The sequence below is a fragment of the Streptomyces sp. NPDC048002 genome, from assembly GCF_040653275.1.
Lineage (GTDB): Bacteria > Actinomycetota > Actinomycetes > Streptomycetales > Streptomycetaceae > Streptomyces.
The window spans coordinates 529,373-548,238 of sequence record NZ_JBEZNL010000002.1; the positions used below are offsets into that span (position 1 = coordinate 529,373).

Sequence of the window (18,866 nt, forward strand, 5' to 3'; positions counted from 1 at the left end):
CCGCGCACCGGACCGCGGGGAACGATCTCCCTGAGTCGTTCGTCACACAGGCGGGGAGATCGTCATGCCGGGGTGGGAACGGGGGGAAGGAGCAGGTTGCGCCGCCTCTGTCGTTTTGGGCCGGGACGTGGCACGATCCCCCGGGCGACCGTAAGTTACTGACGGTAAATCAGGTTGGGGGAAGAGGTATGGGTACGGGCAGGCGCGGCCTCATCACCATCGCCGTCACCGTGGTGTGCGCGGTGACCGTGCTGGCGGCCCCCGGGACCGCGTTCGCGAGCCCCACCCCCTCCCCCACACCGAGTGCGAGCGCCACGCCGGGCGCGTCCTCCGCGCCGACCCCTGTGACCAACAAGGACCTTGAGGCCGTCCGCAAGAAGCTGGACCGCCTCTACCACGAGGCCTCCGTCGCCACCGACGCCTACAACCTGGCCGAGGACAAGGCCGAGCGGCAGTCGGCGGAGATCGTGTCCCTGGCGCAGAAGATCGTCAAGGGCAAGAAGAAGCTGGCCGAGCTGAGGAAGCGGGCCGGCGCCGCGGCCGCCGCGCAGTACCGCAACGGCGGACTGCCCGACGAGGCGCACCTGGTGCTCAGCGACGACCCGGCCCAGTTCCTCGACGGCGCCGGCCGGGTGATCCAGGGCGAGCGCGCCACCAAGGGACTGCTCGCCGAACTGAACCGCACCCAGCAGGACTTGGAGCAGTACGCGAAGGACGCCTCCGCGCAGTGGGAGAGGCTGGAGACCAACCGCAAGGCCAGGGCCAAGGCGAAAGCGAAGATCAAGAAGCAGATCTCGGCCGCCGAGAAGCTGGAGTCGGAGCTGGAGGCGGAGGAGAAGGAGCGCCTCGCCGAGCTGGAGCGCCAGGCCGCGCTGCGGGCGCAGACGGAGTGGCTGGACTCCGGCATCCTCGACGCGATCGACGGCGAGGCGTCCGCGCGGGGCAAGAAGGCCGTGGCCTACGCCACCGCGCAGTTGGGCAAGCCGTACGAGTGGGGCGCCGAGGGGCCCGGCACCTTCGACTGCTCCGGGCTGACCTCGCAGGCCTGGGCGGCGGCCGGCCGGCCGATCCCGCGCACCTCGCAGGAGCAGTGGAAGCAGCTCAAGCGGATCGCCGTCGAGGACATGCGCCCCGGCGACCTCATCATCTACAACGACGACGCCAGCCATGTCGGCATGTACGTCGGCGACGGAGCCATCGTGCACGCCCCGAGGCCCGGCCGGACGGTGACCGTGGCGGGGGCCGGCTCAATGCCGATCCTCGCGGTCGTACGACCGGACATCTGAGAGCGAAGTCACCCAAAATTCCCCGGCGGTGACCGGGGCCACGTGACCCACCGCACCCCAAGACCCGCGTGAAACCACGGGCGGACGTGACCTTCGTCATCCCCCGGCACCGGCCACCCTGCCCAACTGCGGTACGGAACGCGGCATATGACAGCGGCCTGAAGCCCAACCGGGTGGCCTGCGCCATTCCTTTGCGGTGCCGACTACCGCTAGGGTCCCCGTCGGTGGGTCGAGGTCCCTCGTCCCCGCCGTGCCCTCGGGGGGAGGGAAGGAACCCAGGACGATGCCCGTACCCGTACCGCGGCAGAGAGCGATCCCGGCCGTGGAGAGTGGTCTGGCGCACGCGGTCATGCCCGCGGCCGGCGGCCCCGCAGCCGGCGGCCCCTCGGCCGAGAGCGCCCCGAAGAAGGGCGCCGTGGCCGAGCAGACCGACACCACGCACCACGCCGGTGCCACCGGCACCGCGCACACCAGCCTGACGCTGCTGCTCATCGAGGACGACCCGGGTGGCTCCACCGTCCTGCCCGAGCTGCAGGACCGGTCGGGCCGGCCGATCCGGGTCCGCAGCGCGCGCAACCTCACCGAGGCCGAGCGGCTGCTCACCGACGACGTCCACTGCATCCTGCTGGACCTCGCGCTGCCCGCGCCGGGCCGCGGCGACGACGGCGACGAGCTCGCCGTGCTCAAGCACGTGCTGGAGCTCGCGCCCCGGCACGCCGTGCTCGCCCTCACCGCCTCCGGCGACACCGAGCGCGGCGAGGAAGCCGTACGGGTGGGCGCCCAGGACTACCTCCTCCGTGACGAGCTGGACGGGCGGCTGCTGAGCCGGGCGATCCGGTACGCGGTGGAGCGGAAACGTTCCGACTCCGCGGAGCGGCGGCTCGCCGAGGGGCGGGTGCGGGCGCAGGAGAACCGCCGGCTGGAGCGCGGGCTGCTGCCCACGCCGCTGCTGGAGGGCTCCTCGCTGCGCTTCGCCGCGCGCTACCGGCCCGGCCGCTCGCGGGCTCTGCTCGGCGGCGACTTCTACGACGTCGTGCGGACCTCGGACGGCACCGTGCACGCCATGATCGGTGACGTCTGCGGGCACGGGCCCGACGAGGCCGCGCTCGGTGTGGAGCTGCGGATCGCCTGGCGGGCGCTGACTCTGGCGGGGCTGTGCGGGGACGAACTGCTCGGGACGCTTCAGCAGGTGCTGGAGCACGAGCGGTCGGACGACGAGATCTTCGCGACGCTCTGCACGGTGGACATCGCGCCCGACGGGCGCCGGGCCGGGCTCTGCCTGGCCGGGCACCCCTCGCCGCTGCTGGCCCGGCCCGGGAAGGCGGCGAAGCTGCTGCCGTACGACAACAACGGGCCCGCGCTCGGGCTGCTGCCCGGCGCGCGGTGGCCTCGGATGCAGGTGGAGCTGGGCGCCGAGTGGAGCCTGATGCTGTACACCGACGGGCTGATCGAGGGGCGGATCGGGCCGGGGCGCGAGCGGCTGGGGCAGGACGGGATGGTGTCCATGGTCCGGCGGCAGCTCGCGGAGGGGCTGCGGGGGGAGGCGCTGCTGCGGTCGGCTGTCGCCGAGGTTCGTGACCTCAACGGGGGCGAGCTGACCGATGACGTGGCTGTGCTGCTGCTCGACCGGGCGCCGTGACCTGCCGGGGGTTCTGAGGAGTTCGCCTGCGGCGGGCTGTTCGCGGCAGGATGCGGGGCGATCGGTGTCGGGCGGCTGACCGTGCGTCGTGGCCGGTCGCGCAGTTCCCCGCGCCCCTGAACGGGCCTAGCGGCCGCCGTTCCAGGGGCCGTAGGGGCCGTCGCTGCTGGAGCCCCGGCGGGTGCTGCGGCCGCCGCCCGGGAGGGAGCGGAGCGCCGGGCGGACGTCGACCATGTAGACGATGGTCGCGATCAGGCCGATGATCGGCAGGAACGACAGGATGTTGAAGATCAGGTTCACCACGAAGGCGAGCCCGAGCACGATCAGCCAGAACGGCTTGGTCTTCTTGTCGGCGGCACGGTAGGCGTCCTCGCGCCGCGTGGCGGCGTCGATCAGCGCGAAGCCGCTGAAAAGGATCAGGGCCATGCTCAACAGCCACATGAAGTTTGCGAAGCCCTGCATCAGCACAACGTCCACCACCCGACTCGGCTCGTCCCTACGCGGTCACCGTACCCGCAACCACTGGCGCGATACCCGGTCAACGGGCCGGGCACCCGGTAAGTGCCCGGCCCGTCCGGTTGTGTCCGCGCGTGCCGCCTACTTCGCGGGCGGGGTCGTCTTCTTCGCGGTGCTCTTGCGCGGAGCGGACTTCTTGGCCACGGGCTTCTTCGCCGGGGCGGCCGGGGCGGCAGCGGCGGCGGGCTTGGGCGCGGCCGGCGCGGGCTCGGGCTTGACCTCGACGGGCTCGGCCTTCGGCTCCACGGCCACGGCGATGTCCTCGATGGACTCGGCGGCCTCGCCGCGCCAGGTCTTCACGGCCTGCTCGCCGTGCTCGGCGACCTTCTCGTAGGTCTCGCGCGCCTTCACGGCGTACTCGGCGGCGACGCCCACCCCGCGCAGCGCGAAGTCCTGGGCGGACTCGCCGAACTTCTTCAGGTCGGCGTCGAGGTTGGTGCCGAGCTTCTTCAGGTCGCCGTCGAGGGTGCTGATGAACTCGCCGACCTTGGCCTGGAGGGTCTCCTGGCGCTCCTTGACGCGGGCCCCGGCCTCCTTGGCGCGCGCGGCGGCCTTCTCCTGGACGGCCTTGGGGTCGGTGCCGCGCACGGCCTCGAACCGGGCCGGGGCCTCGGTGCGCAGCTGCTCCACCAGGCCGGGGACCTTCCTGGCCTGCTGCAGGGCGAGGTCGGCGGTGCCGGCGGCGAAGTAGAGGGGGGTGGGGTCGCTGAAGGTCTTGCGGAGGTCGTCGGTGATGGCCATGGTGATGGTTCTCCCGGATCGCTGGCAGTTGAGGGTTGGGGTGAGTGCGTTCCGCGGGCCGGTGCGGCGGCGGCCGGTCGCCCGGCTCAGCCGGCCGACTGCCGGGGTTCCCGCGGGTCTTCGGTGTCCTTGGAGCCCTGGACGTCGGCCTCGTCGCCGTCGTCGGCCGTGCGGGTGCCGTCGAGCCGGACGGGCCCGGCGTCGTCGCCGGGTTCGGTGCCCGTCATGGCGTCCTCGTCCGCCGCGATCCCGAAGCCGTTCTCCTTGCGGAAGGACTCGTAGATCTGGAGCAGCGCGGTCTTCTGCTGCTCGTTGAGCGTGGGGTCGGCGAGTATGACGGCACGCGTCTCCACCTCGTCCCGGTCGCGCTCGGCGTCGAGGATCCCGGCCCGCACGTACAGCGTCTCGGCGGAGATCCGCAGGGCCTTGGCGACCTGCTGGAGGACCTCCGCGCTCGGCTTGCGCAGGCCGCGCTCGATCTGGCTCAGATACGGGTTGGACACCCCGGCGGCATCGGCGAGCTGCCGCAGCGAGAGCTGGGCGTTGCGCCGCTGCTCGCGCAGGTACTCACCGAGATTGCCGACGTTGAGTGTTGCCATGACTCCACCTTGCCCCAGCCGCGCTAACTATTGCAAGCACCCGCTTGCAATAGTGCGCCACGTCATGTCGCGAGGGGGTCAGCGCCGGGTCAGCGAGGTCTCCGAGCCGATGCGGGTCAGCTTCTCGGGGTTGCGGACGTAGTAGATGCCGGTGATGCGGTCGTCCTCGACACGGATCGCCATCACGCCGTCGGTGACGCCGTCCACGCGGAGCGCGAAGGCCGGGTGGCCGTTCACCACGGTGGGCTCGTAGGCGACCGTGACCTGGGCCTTGCCGATGCCGCCGAGGACGTAGCGGCCCACCCGGTCGGCGCCCACGATCGGCCGGACCGCGGCCTGCTTGATCCCGCCGCCGTCGGACATCAGGACGACGTCGGGGGCGAGGACGTCCAGCAGGCCCTGGAGGTCGCCGGTCTCCAGGGTGCGCCGGAAGGAGTCCAGGGCCGCCCGGGTCCGGCTCGCGGAGACCGGCTCACGCGGGCGCCGCTCCTCCACGTGGAGCCGGGCCCGGTGCGCGATCTGGCGCACGGCCGCGGGGCTCTTGTCGACGGCGGCCGCGATCTCGTCGTAGCCGAGGTCGAAGACGTCCCGCAGCACGAAGACCGCACGTTCGGTCGGCGAGAGCGTCTCCAGGACCAGCATCAGCGCCATCGAGACACTCTCGGCGAGTTCGACGTCCTCGGCCACGTCCGGCGAGGTCAGGAGGGGTTCCGGCAGCCAGGGGCCGACGTAGGCCTCCTTGCGGCGCTGCAGGGCGCGCAGCCGGTTGAGCGCCTGCCGGGTGGTGATCCGCACCAGGTAGGCACGGTGGTCGCGCACCTGCTCCAGGTCGAGGCGGACCCACCGCAGCCAGGTCTCCTGGAGTACGTCCTCCGCGTCGGCCGCCGAGCCGAGCATCTCGTAGGCGACGGTGAAGAGCAGGTTGCGGTGGGCGACGAAGGCCTCGGTCGCCGGGTCGGTGGCGTGATCACTCATGACGGGACTCTCCCCGATGCCCTCGCGGTCTAGGCCACGTGTTCGACGGAGCCGGGGGCGTCCGCGCTCCGGGCCCGGAGGCGCCGCTCGCGGGCCGGGCCGCCGGAGACCTTGTGCAGACGGTACGAACCCGGCTGGTGGGCCTCCTCCGAGAGGTGCTTGACGATGCCCTTGCAGACGAACTCCTTGAGCTTCGCGCCGGGCCGGCCGCCGATGTGGAACCAGACCGCGACGTCGTGGCGGCGGGCGAACTGGAAGATGCCCGCCTCGCGGCCCAGGCTGATGCACTGCCCGGCGAAGGCCTGGTTGAGGGTCTCGGGCTCCTCGCCGTCGATCCGGCTGAGCACGGTGTCGGCGGCCCGCGCGCCGAGCGGCATGGCGGCCTGGCAGCTCATCCGCAGCGGCAGGCCCGAGGGCGCGGCGGAGTCGCCGGCCGCGACGATGCGCGGGTCGTCCACGCTGGTCAGCGTCTCGTCGGTGAGCAGCCGGCCCAGCTCGTCGGTGGTCAGACCGCTGCGCGCGGCGAGGTCAGGTACGCCGAACCCGGCCGTCCACACGGTCACCTCGCTCGGCACCGCACGGCCGTCCTCCAGCCGCACCGTGTCCGGGGTGACCTCGGCGGCGCGGCTGCCCGGACCGTCCAGGACGGTCACCCCGAGCGCGGCCATCCGCCGGGCGACCGAGCGCCGCCCCCGGCGGTGCAGATACGGACCGAGCCGCCCGCCGCAGACCAGGGTCACCGAGCGGCCCTCCTCCGCGAGTTCCGTGGCGGTCTCGATGCCGAGCGGGCCGGCGCCGACCACGGTGACCGGGGCAGACTCGGGGGTGTCCAGGAGCACCGCCCGCAGCCGGTCCGCCTCCTCGAAGGTGGCCAGCGGAAGCGCGAACTCGTCGCACCCGGGCACGCCGGTCCCCGTGCTGCCGCTGCCGACGGCGTAGACGAGGTGGTCGTAGCCGAGCCGCCGGCCGGACGCCAGCTCCACCGCGCGCCCCGCGGCGTCGATCCGGTCCACCGAGTCCACCACCAGCCGCACCCCCTCGGCGAGCACCTCGCGGTACGCCACGACCGCGTCGTCGGACCCGCCGACCAGCTGGTGGAGCCGGATCCGCTCCACGAACGACTCCCGCGGATTGACCACGGTGACCCGCACGCCCGCGCGCAGCGTCAGCCGGTTGGCCGCCATCACTCCGGCGTATCCGCCGCCGACCACCACGATCTCGATGTTCCCCATCACGCCGCCTCCTCGATCCGCTTGCTTCCGTCGATTCGGCATGAAGACACCGGACCCCTCGCGTCTGTGACACGGTGTGACCCGGATCACTTTTCGCCAGGGTCGGGTGCGGACTCCCGGCGGGCCCGGTTCGCCTCCCGCATCACGGCGTAGGCGTCCGCGACCGGGCCCAGGTGGCCCAGCTTCTCGGGGTTGATCACCGAGCGGATGGTGAGGACCCGACCGTCGGCGATCTCCAGGACCATGATGTTGACGACCTTGCCGTCCCGGTCCCGGAAGAGGATGCCCGGCTGCCCGTTGATCTCGTGCCGCTCGGCGGTGACGCCGATCGCGCCGAAGGGCCGCGCCAGCGAGACCAGCAGGCGGGACACGTGCTCGGCGCCGGTGATCGCCCGCGCCCACTGCGGAGCCTTGCCGCCGCCGTCGCCGACCATCTGGACGTCACCGGCCAGCAGTTCCCTGAGCCCGTCCACGTCCCCCTCCCGGAACGCGTCGAAGAACCGCTCCGCGAGCCGGTCCCGCTCCCCGCGGTCGGCCTCGAAGCGGGGCCGCCCCGCGTCCATGTGCCGCCGCGCCCGTACCGCCAGCTGACGGCAGGCCGCCTCCGAGCGGTCCACCGCCGAGGCGATCTCCGGGAAGCCGAAGCCGAACACGTCCCGCAGCACGAACACCGCCCGTTCCAGCGGTGACAGGCGCTCCAGCAGGACCAGCGCCGCCATCGACAGCGAGTCCGCCAGTTCCGCCGAGCGCTCGGGGTCCTCGTAGGGGTCGTTCAGCAGGGGCTCGGGGAACCAGGGGCCGACGTACTCCTCGCGGCGCACCCGCGCCGAGCGCAGGACGTCGATGGAGATCCGGGTGACCACCGCCGACAGGTACGCCTTGGTCGACGCGGGCCGGGTCGCCACCGCCTGCCAGCGCAGCCAGGTCTCCTGCACCGCGTCCTCCGCCTCGCCGACGCTGCCCAGAATCCGGTAGGCGACGGCGAACAGCAGCGGCCGCAGTTCCTCGAAATCGTCCGTACGGGTCACTCCGGGCCCTCCTCACCCAAGCTCCTTCTCGAACCCCTCCCGCCAGGACGGGTGGGCCGGCTCCCAGCCCAGCTCCCGCTTGGCCCTGGCGTTGGAGAATCCCCGCCCCTCGGTCATCATCACCACCGCGACCTCCCCCGCCAGCAGCCGCGCCAGCCACACCGGCACCCGGAGGGGCGGTTCGGCGCCCGCGCAGGCCGCCAGGTGCGGCAGCCACTCGGCGGCCGGCGCCGGGTCGTCGTCGACGATGTCGTACACGCCCCTCGCCCGCCGCTCCAGCGCCAGCGCGGTGGCGCTCGCCGCGTCGTCGACATGGATCCACGAGCAGTGCCCGGTGCCCTTCCCGACCAGGGGGAACCGCCGTTTGCGGACCAGCGCCACCTGGTCGCCGGTGGCGCCCGCGCCGTAGAAGGCGCCGTATCTGAGGGCCGCGCCGCCCGCCTTCGTGACCGCGTCCTCGACATGCCGGACCGCCGCCATGACCGGCTCGGCCGGGGTCCCGGTCATGGGGTCCGGCGGATCCTCCTCGGTCTTGACCCAGCCGCCCTCGCGCGGCCCGTTCCAGGCGCCGTAGCTCTGCGCGACGACGTGCGGCACGCCGGTCGCCTCGGCGGCGGCCAGCAGGTGGTCGGTGCCCTCGGTGCGCAGCCGGTTCGTCGTCGCGAACCAGCGGTCGATGCGCCGGATGTCGGGCGGGCCGGTGATGGCGGTCATCTGGTGCACGATCGCGTCCGGCCGGGCCAGCGCCACCGCCTCGCCGACGGACATCGCGTCGAGCCCGTCCATCACCACGCCCCGCGCGCCGAGCCGCTCCACCTCGCCCAGCCGCGCCGCGCTCCTCGTCGTCGCGGTCACCTCGTGCCCCCGGGCCACCAGCAGCGGCACCAGCCGCCGGCCCAGCGTCCCGGCGCCGCCCGCCACGAACACACGCATGGTCCTCACCTTCCCCGCTCTCGCGAACCGTCTCTCATCCCTGGGACGAGACAGCCCCGCGCGCTGTGACATCGGCCGCGCCGGGCCGCCCGCCGCCCCCTCGGCGTACCCACCTTTTTGTGGGTACTTGGCACGGCCCCTTGCACCGGCGAGGCTGGACGCACCTGATCAGGAAGCCGCCAGCCGCTCCAGCCGGCGGTGACCCCAGTCGGAGAGGGGACCGAGGAGTCCGGAGAGTTCACGGCCGAAGCCGGTCAGCGAGTAGACCGTCTTCAGCGGGAGCACGTCATGCACCTCGCGGTGCACCAGACCGTCCTCCTCCATCTCGCGCAGCGCCTGGGTCAGCACCTTCTCGCTGAGTCCGGGCAGGGCGCGCCGCAGCTCACCGGGGCGGCGCGGGCCCGACTCCAGCATCCACAGCAGGCTCGGCTTCCACTTTCCGTCGATCACCGCGATGGCGGCGGTCACTCCGCAGACGTTCGGATCCTTGGCACGGCTGCGCGTCATCATCGCCCCTTTTGCAACGAATATTCGTGACTGACTTTTTTCACAACTGGCTACTTAGATACAAGGAGTTGGAGAAGCATGTCCGCGTACAAAGACCACGAGGACCACGAGGACCACGGGGACCACGGGGACCACGGGGACCACGGGGACCACGGGGACCACGGGGACCACGACGACCAGTCTGCCGTCACCGTCCTCGGACTGGGTCCGATGGGCCGTGCCCTGGCCGGGGCCTTCCTGGACGCCGGGGTGCGGACCACGGTCTGGAACCGCACGCCCGGCCGCGCGGCCGAGCTGGTCGCCCGGGGCGCCACGGCCGCCGGTTCGGCGGCGGAGGCGGTCGCCGCGAGCCCGCTGACCGTGGTCTGCGTGGTGAACTACGACGCCTCCGACGCGATCCTGCGCCAGGCGGACGTCGCCGAAGCGCTGAAGGGCCGCACCCTCGTCAACCTCACCGCCGACACCCCGGACCGCGCCCGGTCCGCCGGCGCCTGGGCGGACGAGCACGCGATCCCCTACCTGGACGGCGCGATCATGACCCCGACGCCGACCATCGGCACGCCCGACGCGGTGTTCATCCTCAGCGGCCCGAAGGACCTTTACGAGCGGCACCGCACCCTGCTCGCCGCGCTCGGCGGCACCCACACCCACCTGGGCGAGGACATCGGGCGGGCCGCCGCCTACGACATCGCCCTGCTCGACATCTTCTGGACGGCGATGGCGGGCTACGCGCACGCCCTCGCGGTGGCCCGCGCCGAGGGCGTCACCGCCCGTGAGCTGGCACCCTTCGCACAGGGCATCGGCGCGATCCTGCCGCCGCTGTTCGAGGAGTTCGCGGGGGACGTCGACGACGGCACGTACTCCGGGGACCTGAACCCGATCACCTCGGCGGTCTCCACGATGTCGCACGTCGTACACGCCTCGGAGGCCCACGGCATCGACGCGAGCCTGATGCGTGTCATCGAGGGCCTGGCCCGCCGGGTCGTCGCCGTGGGCCACGGCTCGGACGGCTTCGTCCGCGTCACGGACCTGCTGGCCCGCCAGTCCCACTGACGCCGACGCCGGGGTCCGGTCTCGGGCCGCCCGATGCCGACGCCGAGGTCCGCTCACGGGCCGCCGTAGGTGGTGATCCAGCGCTCCAGCGCGGCGAAGTCGGCGTCGGTCAGGCCCGCGCGGTGGTCGACCCGGTGCAGGAGGGCGGGGCCGGGGTGGCGGGCGGCCACCCAGTCGCGGTCGGCGGCGCGGATCTCGTCGTCGACCCAGACGAAGGGCCGCCCGGCCGCCCAGTCGGTCAGGGGGAGGGTCTTCCAGTGCAGTCCCTCGGGACGGTCCTGGTCCTCCGGCCAGTCCACCATCGGCAGCGCGGGCAGCCCGAGCCAGGGCGCCAGGCAGGTGTTGGCGTCCTCCAGCCAGGTCGTGGCCCACACCAGCTCGCAGCCCAGCCCGGCCAGGCGGGGGCCGAGCGCGGGGTCGACCCGGGCCAGCAGCGGGTTGCCCGCGAGGGCCGCCGGCAGCGGCGCCTCGAACTCGGGGTACGGCCCCGGTCCCCCGAAGGGCAGCAGGGTCCCGTCGACATCCAGGAAGAGGAACATCCCGACCAGCATCCCTCAGAACGGCGGGGGTTTCGCGTGCACGCTCTCCAGCCGGGACACGGCCCGGGTCAGGGCGACGTAGAGCCGGTGCAGTCCGCGTGCCTCGGCCGCGACGACGTTCGCCGGCTCCACGACGACGACATGGTCGTACTCCAGCCCCTTGACCTCGGTCGCCGCGATCACCGTCACCCTCGACGACCGCACCCCGGCCTCGGCGAGGGCCCGGTCCAGCACCGGCAGGTCCGGCCCCGCCGCGACGACCGCGATGGCGCCCTCCCGCGCGTGCGCCGCGCGGACGGCCTCCACCACCGCCCCGGGCAGCTCACCGGCGTCCGTCCTGCGCAGGCGGTTGGCCAGTTCCGCCACCGCCGCGGGCATGCGGAAGCCGGTGGTGAGCGGGGCGAGGACCGCGTCCGGCCTGCCCAGGTGCCCGAGCAGGGGCGCCCAGGACCGGGCCGCCCACGGCGTCGTCCCCTGAGCCAGGTCCCCCAGCACGGTCAGCGATCCGAAGGGAGCCCGGCGCGCGACGGCCCGGCACTCCATGGGCGACAGGTCCTGCGCCTCGTCGACGACGACATGGCCGTACCCCCGCGGGTGCTCGATCAGCCCGGACAGTTCGTCGAGGAGGACCAGGTCGGCCGGGGACCAGCGCGCCGACTTCCGGGACCGCGGCGGTCGCGTCCACCGCACCGCACGCTGCTCATCCGCCGTCAGCAGACCGTCCGCCGCCTCCGCCAGCGCCTCGGGCCCGGTGAGGAGGTCGGCCAGCACCTCCTCGGGGCGCACCCGGGGCCACACCGCGTCGACGTACGGGCCTACGCCCCGGATTCCCGCCATCCGGCGCACCCAGGCGTTCGGGCGGGGTCCCGTCCGCCGTTCGGCCCGCTCCCGCAGGGCCGCCACGATCCGGGTCCGCACCCGCTCCCGTCCCGCGCCGTACGGCAGTTCCTCGCCGCGTACCTCCCTGACGATCCGAGCCAGTTCGTCGGTGCCGACGCGCCAGCGGTAGGAGCCGTCCGGCACCTCCGGAGCGCCCGCGCCCGCCACGGCCACCCGTGCGTACAGCGCCCGTCGCACCACCTCCGCCATCCGCGCGTCGTGCTTGACCACGGCCGCCGGTTCCTCGTCGGTGCCGGTGGCCGGATACCGGGCGATCTCGTCCAGCAGCGTCGACTGGCGGACCCCCGTCTCGCCGAGCGCGGGGAGCACCTCGGAGATGTAGGCGAGGAAGGCGCGGTTGGGGCCGAGGATGAGCAGGCCGGAACGGTGGATGCGGCGCGGGTGGGTGTAGAGCAGATAAGCGGCCCGGTGCAGGCCGACCGCGGTCTTGCCGGTGCCCGGGGCGCCTTGCACGCAGACCGAGACGGTGAGGTCGGCGCGGACCAGGTCGTCCTGCTCGGGCTTGATGGTGGCGGCGATGTCCCGCATCGGTCCGAGCCTCGGCCGCTCGATCTCCCGGGTGACGATCCCGCTGACCTCCGGCTCCTGCGGTTCCTGGAGGTGTTCGTCCTCCAGCCCGGTGAGGTCGGCCGAGGCGCCCCGGCTGCCCGGGGCCCGGCCGAACCTGCGGCGCACGGTCACTCCGCGCGGTCACGGGAGCTGGCCTGGTAGAAGGCCCGGGAGACCGGCGCGCGCCAGTCGACGACCAGCGTCGGGCGGCCGGATCCTCACTGATCCGCGCAGGCGTCCCACGTGATAGCTCTGCCCGGCGTGCGGACCGCCGCCGAAGTCCAGCCGGCCGAAGAACAGCGGCCCCTCGGGCAGTTCGCGCATCTCCTAGGCCCGGCTGCGCAGCCGGTGGCCCAGGACCTCGGCGTCGGCGCCCGAGGCGGAGACGTCCTCGCCGACGACGACGTGTTCCTCGGCACCGGCGACCATCGCGTCGAGGGCGGCACGGCAGCGGTCGTGGTGGTCCCGTTCAACACGAAGGCGGTCATGGAGCTGATCGCGGACTGGGGCACGGAGGACGGGATCGGCGGACGTCATGCCACCGGCTGGACGGCCATGATCTGGCCCGCGGCCAGCCGCGCGTCCAGATCCCCGCCCAGCGCCTCCGCGAGCGCGGCCTCGGACCGCTGCTGATGGGTGTACGCCCGCGCGACCAAGGCCGGAGTGCCTTAGAGCAGCGCGTGAAAGGCGAGCACCTGCGGATGGTCGTTGAGCCCGGTGACGGGGTCGTGGCGCTCGAGACCGTCGAGGAAGTGCCGACGCAACGCGTCCAGCGGCGAGCCCTCGGCACCGGCGGCCGCTCGCGCCGCCTCGCCCTCGTGGTCCGCGATCCGGTACAGGACCAGGTCCTCCTTGGCCGGGAAGTACCGGAAGAGCGTCGGCTTGGAGATCTCCGCGGCGGCGGCCACCTCGGCCACGGACACCGCGTCGAAGCCCTTCTCCAGGAACAGCCGGATCGCGACTTCCGACACGACCTCGTACGTCCGCCGCTTCTTCCGCTCACGCAGGCCGGTCTCACTCATGGGTTGAGCGTATGCGGGCGCGGGCGGACTCAGCGCAGAGCGGGCGCCGGGTCCCGCATGACCGAGGGCAGGTCCAGGGCGATGAGGGCCGGTGGCGCGCTCTCGACCCTCGCGTCTCGCCAGCGGGACAGGATCCGCTCGACCTCCTGCTCACTCGGGACAGCCGCGAGCGACAGAGGCCGGGCCGCCGCCTCCAGTGCCGCCCGGACCCGCGCCGTCGCGGCGGCCAGGCCCTCCTCGTCGGCCCGGTCGCGCAGCAGTGCCGCCGCCCGCATGACGTCCGGGTAGACGGACTGTGCCTCCTCGAAGTCGAGGTAGAGATCGAGATCCTGGTCCAACCCGTCGAGGGCACCGGGCCGCGACCGCCCCACCGCCTCGGCCCAGCTCTCGACGACCTCCGGCCGCTGTTGCTCCGGGTAGCCCATGCGCACCAGGTGCGTGGCGAGATCGTGCAGCGGATCACCGAACGTGGCCAGCTCCCAGTCGACGCAGAAGAGCGGAGCCTCCTCGTCGGACGGCAGAATCAGGTTGTCGCGGTGCAGATCGGTGTGGAGGAGACCGAACGGCCGTCTTCGCATCGTCGGCGCCCGGTCGGCGAGCCGCGCCAGCGCGTTCTCCGGGATGCCGAGAGCGGCGAACAGGGAGCCGAACGCCTCCTGGTTGGGCCGCCTGATCTGACGATCGGCCTCGAAGGCCAAGGTGCGCAGAAAGCCCTGGCTGTCCTCGTCGTCGCGAGGCCAGGAGGCGGGCAGTCGGGGCAGCTCGCTCCGGCGTACCGGCGCCATCTGGGCGAACACCTCTGCCAGCGCCTTCACCAGCAGGGTGTCGAGGGGCTTGCCGTCCGCGCAGACACTCGACAGCGGAACGCCCTCCACGTAGGTGTGAAGGGCGAAGTCCGGCCCCGTGGCGAGACATTGCGGCACCTGCGGCAGCGCCCGTCCCACCGCCCGGAGGATCTCCGGCTCGTCCTGCCAGGTTCTGATGACCACGGGCAGCGCCTCCGGCCGCCGCATCCGCACGGTCACCAGGGTCCCGGCCTCCCGGCCGAACTTTCGGGCCAGTTCCTCGGTCAGGGGGAGCACATGGTTCTGATTGTGGTGACCCCGGCTCGAACGACCCCGCGTCGCGGCCCGGGTCACGAAGGCCCGGACAGCGAAGGACTCCGCATGCCCCTCGGGGAGGGAACCAGGAAGGGGTGGTGAGCCCACGAGCCGCTCCGGAATTTCGTGCAGATCAGAAGGTATTCCACAACGTAAGTCCGGTTCTTAGCAGGCACTACCGGAGACGTCCTTGAGCGGGCGCGACGGTTGGTCTGCCGCGGTTACCCGGACGGTGCCGGAATGCTAGCGCACCACGGGGAGGAGTTCTCGGCACTCCTGAGCCCTACTCCGAGAGCCGCTCCCAGACCGAGTCGAACCACACCTTCATGCTGTCCACGAAGACCGAACCCGGTGAGTCAGGGTCCGTGTCCTTGACGTGATGGGTCAGGGTCGCGCCGAGTCCCAGCACGTCCAGGGCGTCGATCACCTCCCCGCTGTCCAGCTCCATCCGGCGCTGGATCACCTCGTACATGCCGTGCAGAGCCTCGGTCCCGTTCATCAGGTAGACCTTGAAGGCCGGGACCAACGGGGCGTGCCGGACCGTCACCTCGACGGAGGGTACGAGTTCCTCGGTCGTCAGGTCCCGCAGGAGCCGACGCAGTGAAGCCGTGTGCAGTCGGCTGGTCGCGCGCATCCGCTCACCGGGCCGCGGATCGGCCGGATCCCCCTTGGCACAGGGGTAGGGCATCGGCTGGTCTTCGCGCGGGAGCAGAACGCGCAGGGTGATACTCCGGGGCCGGAGCTCGCCGCCGCGGATGCGCTCCACCTGAAGGCGGAGGTGGGTGTCCAGGGACTCCGAGGTCAACGTGTAGACGTCCAACGTGATTTCGGGCTGCTCGAATGCCTCGCTGATCAGGGGTCCGAGCGTGGCGGGCCGGCTGCCGACGGACGCGGATCTCGACGACTGTATGCGCTGCGTCTTGATCACCCGGGATCCGCTTCCCTGTCGTGACTCGATCCAGCCTTCGCCGGTCAGCTCCCGCAGCGCGCGCTGGACCGTGGCTCGGGAGACACCGAACTCGACGAGGAGGGCGCGTTGGGAGGGCAGGGAAGCGCCCAGCGCGTACGTCCCGTCGGTGATGCGGTTCCTGAGCGCTCCGGCGACCTTCTCGAACTCCTTGTCCACAACTGGACCGTACCGCCTACCTTCCGGAGTCACACCACTTTCGCCCAACTGGACCGCTCCAGAGCGAGATTGAGCGGATCGCCGGTTAAGGGATCACCAGGACAGGGCAGACACCCATCAGGTTGACCGGTCCAATTGGACCGCAACTTGAAGGCCTCAGTCCGGATTGGCAGGAAGGGGAGAGGCCATGTCACTTCAGACCTCGGACCGTCGAGAGCACCGGCTCCAGCGAGTCCACCACGACCGTCGCCCCTGCCTCGCGCAGCAGGTGTTCCTTGTGTTCGTTGCGGCCGTAGCCGAGGAAGGGGACGCCGGCGGCGCGGGCCGCGAGGTAGTCCGACGGGGTGTCGCCGATCATCAGGGCCGCGCCGGGGGCCGCGCCCATCGCGTTCAGGGCGCGGTTGAGGCAGTGCGGGTGCGGCTTGAGGTGGTTCAGCTGTTGCGTGCGGCCGTAGATGTGCGGGCTGAAGCAGGAGGTCAGGCCCCGGCTCGCGAGGTAGGTGCGCACCACCTGTGGGGAGTTGTTGGTGGCGACGGCCAGCCGGGATCCGATCGCGGTCCAGGTCCGGATCAGCGGATCCGCGTACGGCGTGGGCATCGCGGAGGACGTGGCCTTCAGTTCCTCCTTGGTCAGGTACTCCTCCAGCTCGGCCACCAGGTCGCTGCCCGGATGCCTGCGGTCCACGGCGCGCAGCACGAGATGGGGGTCGGGGGACTCGCGTTCGCCCTCCGTGAGCAGACCGCGCAGGCCCCGGGTCTCCAGCCACTCCACCAGATCCGTGGCGACCCGCTCCGCCTTGTGGCGGGCGAACAGACGGCAGACGGGTCCGTCGAAGTCCCAGAGGACCACACGGGCCCGTCCGATCAGGTCGCCCAGTTCGTCGGAGTCGCGCTCGGTCCGGTTCGTCACCGCTTCAGCCTGCGTCTCAGAGGTCACTAGGAGAGTGTCAACTCCGTGGAGATGGTTTCCCAGAGGGCGTCGAACCACTTCTGGGATTCCTCCACGAACGCCCCGTCACGTTCCGCGCTCTGCTTGTCGAAGGAGAAGAGCAGGGACGCGGCACCGAGCGCGTCGTACATCTCCAGGGTCGTGCTCTCGTACTCCTCGGCCCGCTCGGTGACGACGTAGTACCCGATCAGCGCCTCCTCCCCGTTCAGGAGGTACAGCTTCACCGGTGGGGTGAACGGCAGGGCGCGGAAGGTGACGCGGACGTCGATGCCGTGGGTGGAGCGGACCGCCTGGAGGTTGTGGCGCAGGACCTGGGCCTGGGCGTTGCGCATCTCCAGCCAGCGCTTGTGGACCGGATCGTCCTCGCCCTGGGCCTCCACCAGGCGGGGGAAGGCGAGTGTGATCTCCCGGGAGGGCAGCAGGATGCGTACGTCGATGGACTGCGGGGTGAGCGTGCCCTCGTGGATGCGGCGCAGCGGTTCGCCGACGGCGAGCATCAGGGTCTCGGCAGTGTGGCAGACGACGTCCACCCGCACCTGGCGGGCCCCGAACGCGTCCACCAGCCGGGGCGCGAGCCCGACCATGGTCGGCCTGGGCACCCCGCGCACGGGGGACGGGGGCACCGCGATCCTCGGCGGGCTGCCCTTGCTGACGTTGCTGAGCAGGCCGTCCTCCTGGAGGGCGCGCAGCGCCTGGCGGACGGTGCCGCGCTCCACGCCGAACTCCTCGGCGAGTTCGGCCTGGGTGGGCAGGCGTTGGCCCGCCTTGAGCTCTCCCGCGCGGATGCGGTCCCGCAGGACGTCCGCGATCTCCTGCGGGGAGAACCGTCTGCTGCCGTTCACTGCCACGTTCTCCTGGGTCACGACCAAACGCTACAACTCCACTCCATCTACGTGGAGTTGTTTGGTACTTGTTTATGAGTAGTAACCAAGTGGGGACAACATAAGCAGAGTTGGTCACCAACTTGGCCGAGTTGGCGGAAGCTTTACCTCAGGTTGGACCATCAGAAGGGGGAACACCGTGCCTGTCATCGCCCTCCTCGCCGCGATCCTCGTCGTCGGCATCGAACAGGCTATCGAAGTCCAGTACGGAACCACCGGCATCGTCGGACTGCTGCTGCTCACCATAGGCATCAAGGCCAAGAGCCCGGCCGTCAGCTCCGCGGGCGCCGTGGTGCTCGCGCTGCTGGTCTCGGGGCCCGCCCTATGACCGAACCGCACCCGGATCGCCCGCCGCGGGGGATGATCAGCTCGTCGGCACCAGCTCCGAACTGATCGTCTCCCACAGCGAGTTGAACCACACATGGGACTGCTCCACGAAGGTGGTGTCGCGCAGCGCGGCACCCTGCTCGAAGGCGAAGAGCAGGGACTGGACGCCCTCGGCGTCGTACATCTCCAGGAACTCGTGATCGACCTCCTCCTCACGGCGCTCGACCGTGTAGTAGGCGAACAGCGCCTCCACACCGTTGAGCAGGTACAGCTTCACCGGCGGGGTGAAGGGCAGCGCGCGGAAGGTGACCTGGACGTCGATGCCGTGGGTCGCCCGCAGGGCCAGCAGATTGTGCTGGAGCACCCGGACCTGGGCGTTGCGCTGGGCGAGCCAGCGTCGGCGCAGCCGGCCCCGCTCGGAGCCGTCCACGGGGGTGGGGAAGGCCAGGTCGATGTCCCGGCTCGGCAGCAGGACACGGACGTCGACCTTGGCCGGTTTCGGCCCTCCGGCGTGGATCTGCCGCAGCGGCTCACCGATGGCCAGGGTGAGCGAGATGGCGGTCAGGCACAGGGCGTCGATCTCGACGTGCGCGGCGCCGAAGGCGCACCCGATGCGGGGCGCGAGGGCGACCATGGTGGGCTGCGGCGGGGCTCCGGGGCCGGTCAGCGCCCTGACCGGGTCCGCGGCGACGGTGGCCGGACTGCCCTTGGAGACGTTGGTGAGCAGATGCTCGGCCTGGAGGATCCGCAGTGCCTGCCGCACCACTCCCCGCTCCACGCCGAACTCCTCGGCGAGCCGGGCCTGGGTGGGCATGCGGTGGCCGGGCTGCAGTTCGCCGGACCTGATCCGGGCGCGCAGTTCGTCGGCCACGTCGCGATGTGACTTCTGTGGCCGCGGTGACCTCTTCCGCCCATTGGCGGAGTCGTGTTTCGGGTCCACGGCCAAACAGTACAACTTCCCGCC

The 18,866-nt window shown here is 71.9% G+C and carries 18 protein-coding genes and 2 pseudogenes; 4 read left to right on the forward strand and 16 right to left on the reverse strand.

Annotation, left to right across the window (positions count from 1 at the left end):
• Window positions 1-188: 188 nt before the first annotated feature.
• Window positions 189-1,286, forward strand: coding sequence for a C40 family peptidase (locus tag AB0E07_RS05355; protein ID WP_362246640.1), 1,098 nt, complete (start codon window positions 189-191; stop codon window positions 1,284-1,286).
• Window positions 1,287-1,569: 283 nt separating this feature from the next.
• On the forward strand, window positions 1,570-2,925 hold the full coding sequence (locus AB0E07_RS05360; protein WP_362246642.1) for a SpoIIE family protein phosphatase: 1,356 nt from the start codon (window positions 1,570-1,572) through the stop codon (window positions 2,923-2,925).
• A 126-nt stretch (window positions 2,926-3,051) separates the two neighbouring features.
• On the opposite strand, the gene AB0E07_RS05365 is transcribed toward AB0E07_RS05360, so the two are convergent.
• The 8 genes from AB0E07_RS05365 to AB0E07_RS05400 form a co-directional block, all read right to left on the reverse strand.
• Window positions 3,052-3,387, reverse strand: a complete 336-nt coding sequence (locus tag AB0E07_RS05365; protein ID WP_362246644.1) for a DUF2516 family protein — start codon at window positions 3,385-3,387, stop codon at window positions 3,052-3,054.
• 135 nt (window positions 3,388-3,522) lie between these two features.
• The gene (locus AB0E07_RS05370) at window positions 3,523-4,182 is read right to left on the reverse strand and encodes a hypothetical protein (RefSeq protein WP_362246646.1); all 660 of its coding nucleotides are present in this window, start codon (window positions 4,180-4,182) and stop codon (window positions 3,523-3,525) included.
• A gap of 86 nt (window positions 4,183-4,268) precedes the next feature.
• On the reverse strand, window positions 4,269-4,781 hold the full coding sequence (locus tag AB0E07_RS05375) for a helix-turn-helix transcriptional regulator (RefSeq protein WP_362246648.1): 513 nt from the start codon (window positions 4,779-4,781) through the stop codon (window positions 4,269-4,271).
• Window positions 4,782-4,859: 78 nt separating this feature from the next.
• A complete protein-coding gene (locus AB0E07_RS05380; RefSeq protein WP_362246650.1) occupies window positions 4,860-5,756 on the reverse strand; it encodes an RNA polymerase sigma-70 factor in 897 nt (298 codons plus the stop codon).
• Between the two features lie 29 nt (window positions 5,757-5,785).
• Window positions 5,786-6,988: an FAD-dependent oxidoreductase gene (locus AB0E07_RS05385; RefSeq protein WP_362246652.1), complete on the reverse strand. Its 1,203-nt coding sequence runs from the start codon at window positions 6,986-6,988 to the stop codon at window positions 5,786-5,788.
• A gap of 86 nt (window positions 6,989-7,074) precedes the next feature.
• Window positions 7,075-8,016, reverse strand: coding sequence for an RNA polymerase sigma-70 factor (locus AB0E07_RS05390; protein WP_362246654.1), 942 nt, complete (start codon window positions 8,014-8,016; stop codon window positions 7,075-7,077).
• Between the two features lie 12 nt (window positions 8,017-8,028).
• Window positions 8,029-8,949: an NAD(P)-dependent oxidoreductase gene (locus AB0E07_RS05395; RefSeq protein WP_362246656.1), complete on the reverse strand. Its 921-nt coding sequence runs from the start codon at window positions 8,947-8,949 to the stop codon at window positions 8,029-8,031.
• 168 nt (window positions 8,950-9,117) lie between these two features.
• Window positions 9,118-9,456, reverse strand: coding sequence for a helix-turn-helix domain-containing protein (locus AB0E07_RS05400; RefSeq protein ID WP_362246658.1), 339 nt, complete (start codon window positions 9,454-9,456; stop codon window positions 9,118-9,120).
• Between the two features lie 210 nt (window positions 9,457-9,666).
• Here AB0E07_RS05400 and AB0E07_RS05405 point away from each other — a divergent pair, with 210 nt between their 5' ends.
• Complete coding sequence (locus AB0E07_RS05405; RefSeq protein WP_362246836.1) at window positions 9,667-10,509, forward strand: NAD(P)-binding domain-containing protein; 843 nt, start codon at window positions 9,667-9,669, stop codon at window positions 10,507-10,509.
• Window positions 10,510-10,562: 53 nt separating this feature from the next.
• Here the strand turns inward: AB0E07_RS05405 and AB0E07_RS05410 are convergent, their stop codons facing one another.
• From AB0E07_RS05410 to AB0E07_RS05440, 7 genes and pseudogenes are all read right to left on the reverse strand, one after another.
• Complete coding sequence (locus AB0E07_RS05410; RefSeq protein WP_362246660.1) at window positions 10,563-11,048, reverse strand: HAD domain-containing protein; 486 nt, start codon at window positions 11,046-11,048, stop codon at window positions 10,563-10,565.
• A 15-nt stretch (window positions 11,049-11,063) separates the two neighbouring features.
• Window positions 11,064-13,034: pseudogene (locus tag AB0E07_RS05415) on the reverse strand (AAA family ATPase).
• Window positions 13,035-13,042: 8 nt separating this feature from the next.
• Window positions 13,043-13,519 (reverse strand): annotated as a pseudogene (locus tag AB0E07_RS05420) (TetR family transcriptional regulator); the annotation flags it as partial.
• A 29-nt stretch (window positions 13,520-13,548) separates the two neighbouring features.
• Window positions 13,549-14,601: an aminoglycoside phosphotransferase family protein gene (locus AB0E07_RS05425; protein WP_362246662.1), complete on the reverse strand. Its 1,053-nt coding sequence runs from the start codon at window positions 14,599-14,601 to the stop codon at window positions 13,549-13,551.
• A 301-nt stretch (window positions 14,602-14,902) separates the two neighbouring features.
• A complete protein-coding gene (locus tag AB0E07_RS05430; protein ID WP_362246664.1) occupies window positions 14,903-15,745 on the reverse strand; it encodes a winged helix-turn-helix domain-containing protein in 843 nt (280 codons plus the stop codon).
• 190 nt (window positions 15,746-15,935) lie between these two features.
• The gene (locus AB0E07_RS05435) at window positions 15,936-16,655 is read right to left on the reverse strand and encodes an HAD family hydrolase (protein WP_362246666.1); all 720 of its coding nucleotides are present in this window, start codon (window positions 16,653-16,655) and stop codon (window positions 15,936-15,938) included.
• A gap of 26 nt (window positions 16,656-16,681) precedes the next feature.
• Window positions 16,682-17,563 (reverse strand): winged helix-turn-helix domain-containing protein, encoded by an 882-nt coding sequence (locus AB0E07_RS05440; protein ID WP_362246668.1) that lies wholly within the window; start codon window positions 17,561-17,563, stop codon window positions 16,682-16,684.
• Window positions 17,564-17,714: 151 nt separating this feature from the next.
• Here AB0E07_RS05440 and AB0E07_RS05445 point away from each other — a divergent pair, with 151 nt between their 5' ends.
• Window positions 17,715-17,903: a hypothetical protein gene (locus AB0E07_RS05445; protein ID WP_362246670.1), complete on the forward strand. Its 189-nt coding sequence runs from the start codon at window positions 17,715-17,717 to the stop codon at window positions 17,901-17,903.
• 36 nt (window positions 17,904-17,939) lie between these two features.
• Here AB0E07_RS05445 and AB0E07_RS05450 read toward each other — a convergent pair whose 3' ends face one another.
• On the reverse strand, window positions 17,940-18,848 hold the full coding sequence (locus AB0E07_RS05450; protein ID WP_362246672.1) for a winged helix-turn-helix domain-containing protein: 909 nt from the start codon (window positions 18,846-18,848) through the stop codon (window positions 17,940-17,942).
• Between the last annotated feature and the right edge of the window lie 18 nt (window positions 18,849-18,866).

Coding starts and splice junctions, on each gene's coding strand:
- AB0E07_RS05370 (WP_362246646.1), bottom strand. CDS start 4,182: ATGGCCATCACCGACGACCTCCGCAAGACCTTCAGCGACCCCACCCCC.
- AB0E07_RS05405 (WP_362246836.1), top strand. CDS start 9,667: ATGGGCCGTGCCCTGGCCGGGGCCTTCCTGGACGCCGGGGTGCGGACC.
- AB0E07_RS05360 (WP_362246642.1), top strand. CDS start 1,570: ATGCCCGTACCCGTACCGCGGCAGAGAGCGATCCCGGCCGTGGAGAGT.
- AB0E07_RS05410 (WP_362246660.1), bottom strand. CDS start 11,048: ATGTTCCTCTTCCTGGATGTCGACGGGACCCTGCTGCCCTTCGGGGGA.
- AB0E07_RS05395 (WP_362246656.1), bottom strand. CDS start 8,949: ATGCGTGTGTTCGTGGCGGGCGGCGCCGGGACGCTGGGCCGGCGGCTG.
- AB0E07_RS05400 (WP_362246658.1), bottom strand. CDS start 9,456: ATGACGCGCAGCCGTGCCAAGGATCCGAACGTCTGCGGAGTGACCGCC.
- AB0E07_RS05365 (WP_362246644.1), bottom strand. CDS start 3,387: ATGCAGGGCTTCGCAAACTTCATGTGGCTGTTGAGCATGGCCCTGATC.
- AB0E07_RS05375 (WP_362246648.1), bottom strand. CDS start 4,781: ATGGCAACACTCAACGTCGGCAATCTCGGTGAGTACCTGCGCGAGCAG.
- AB0E07_RS05380 (WP_362246650.1), bottom strand. CDS start 5,756: ATGAGTGATCACGCCACCGACCCGGCGACCGAGGCCTTCGTCGCCCAC.
- AB0E07_RS05385 (WP_362246652.1), bottom strand. CDS start 6,988: ATGGGGAACATCGAGATCGTGGTGGTCGGCGGCGGATACGCCGGAGTG.
- AB0E07_RS05355 (WP_362246640.1), top strand. CDS start 189: ATGGGTACGGGCAGGCGCGGCCTCATCACCATCGCCGTCACCGTGGTG.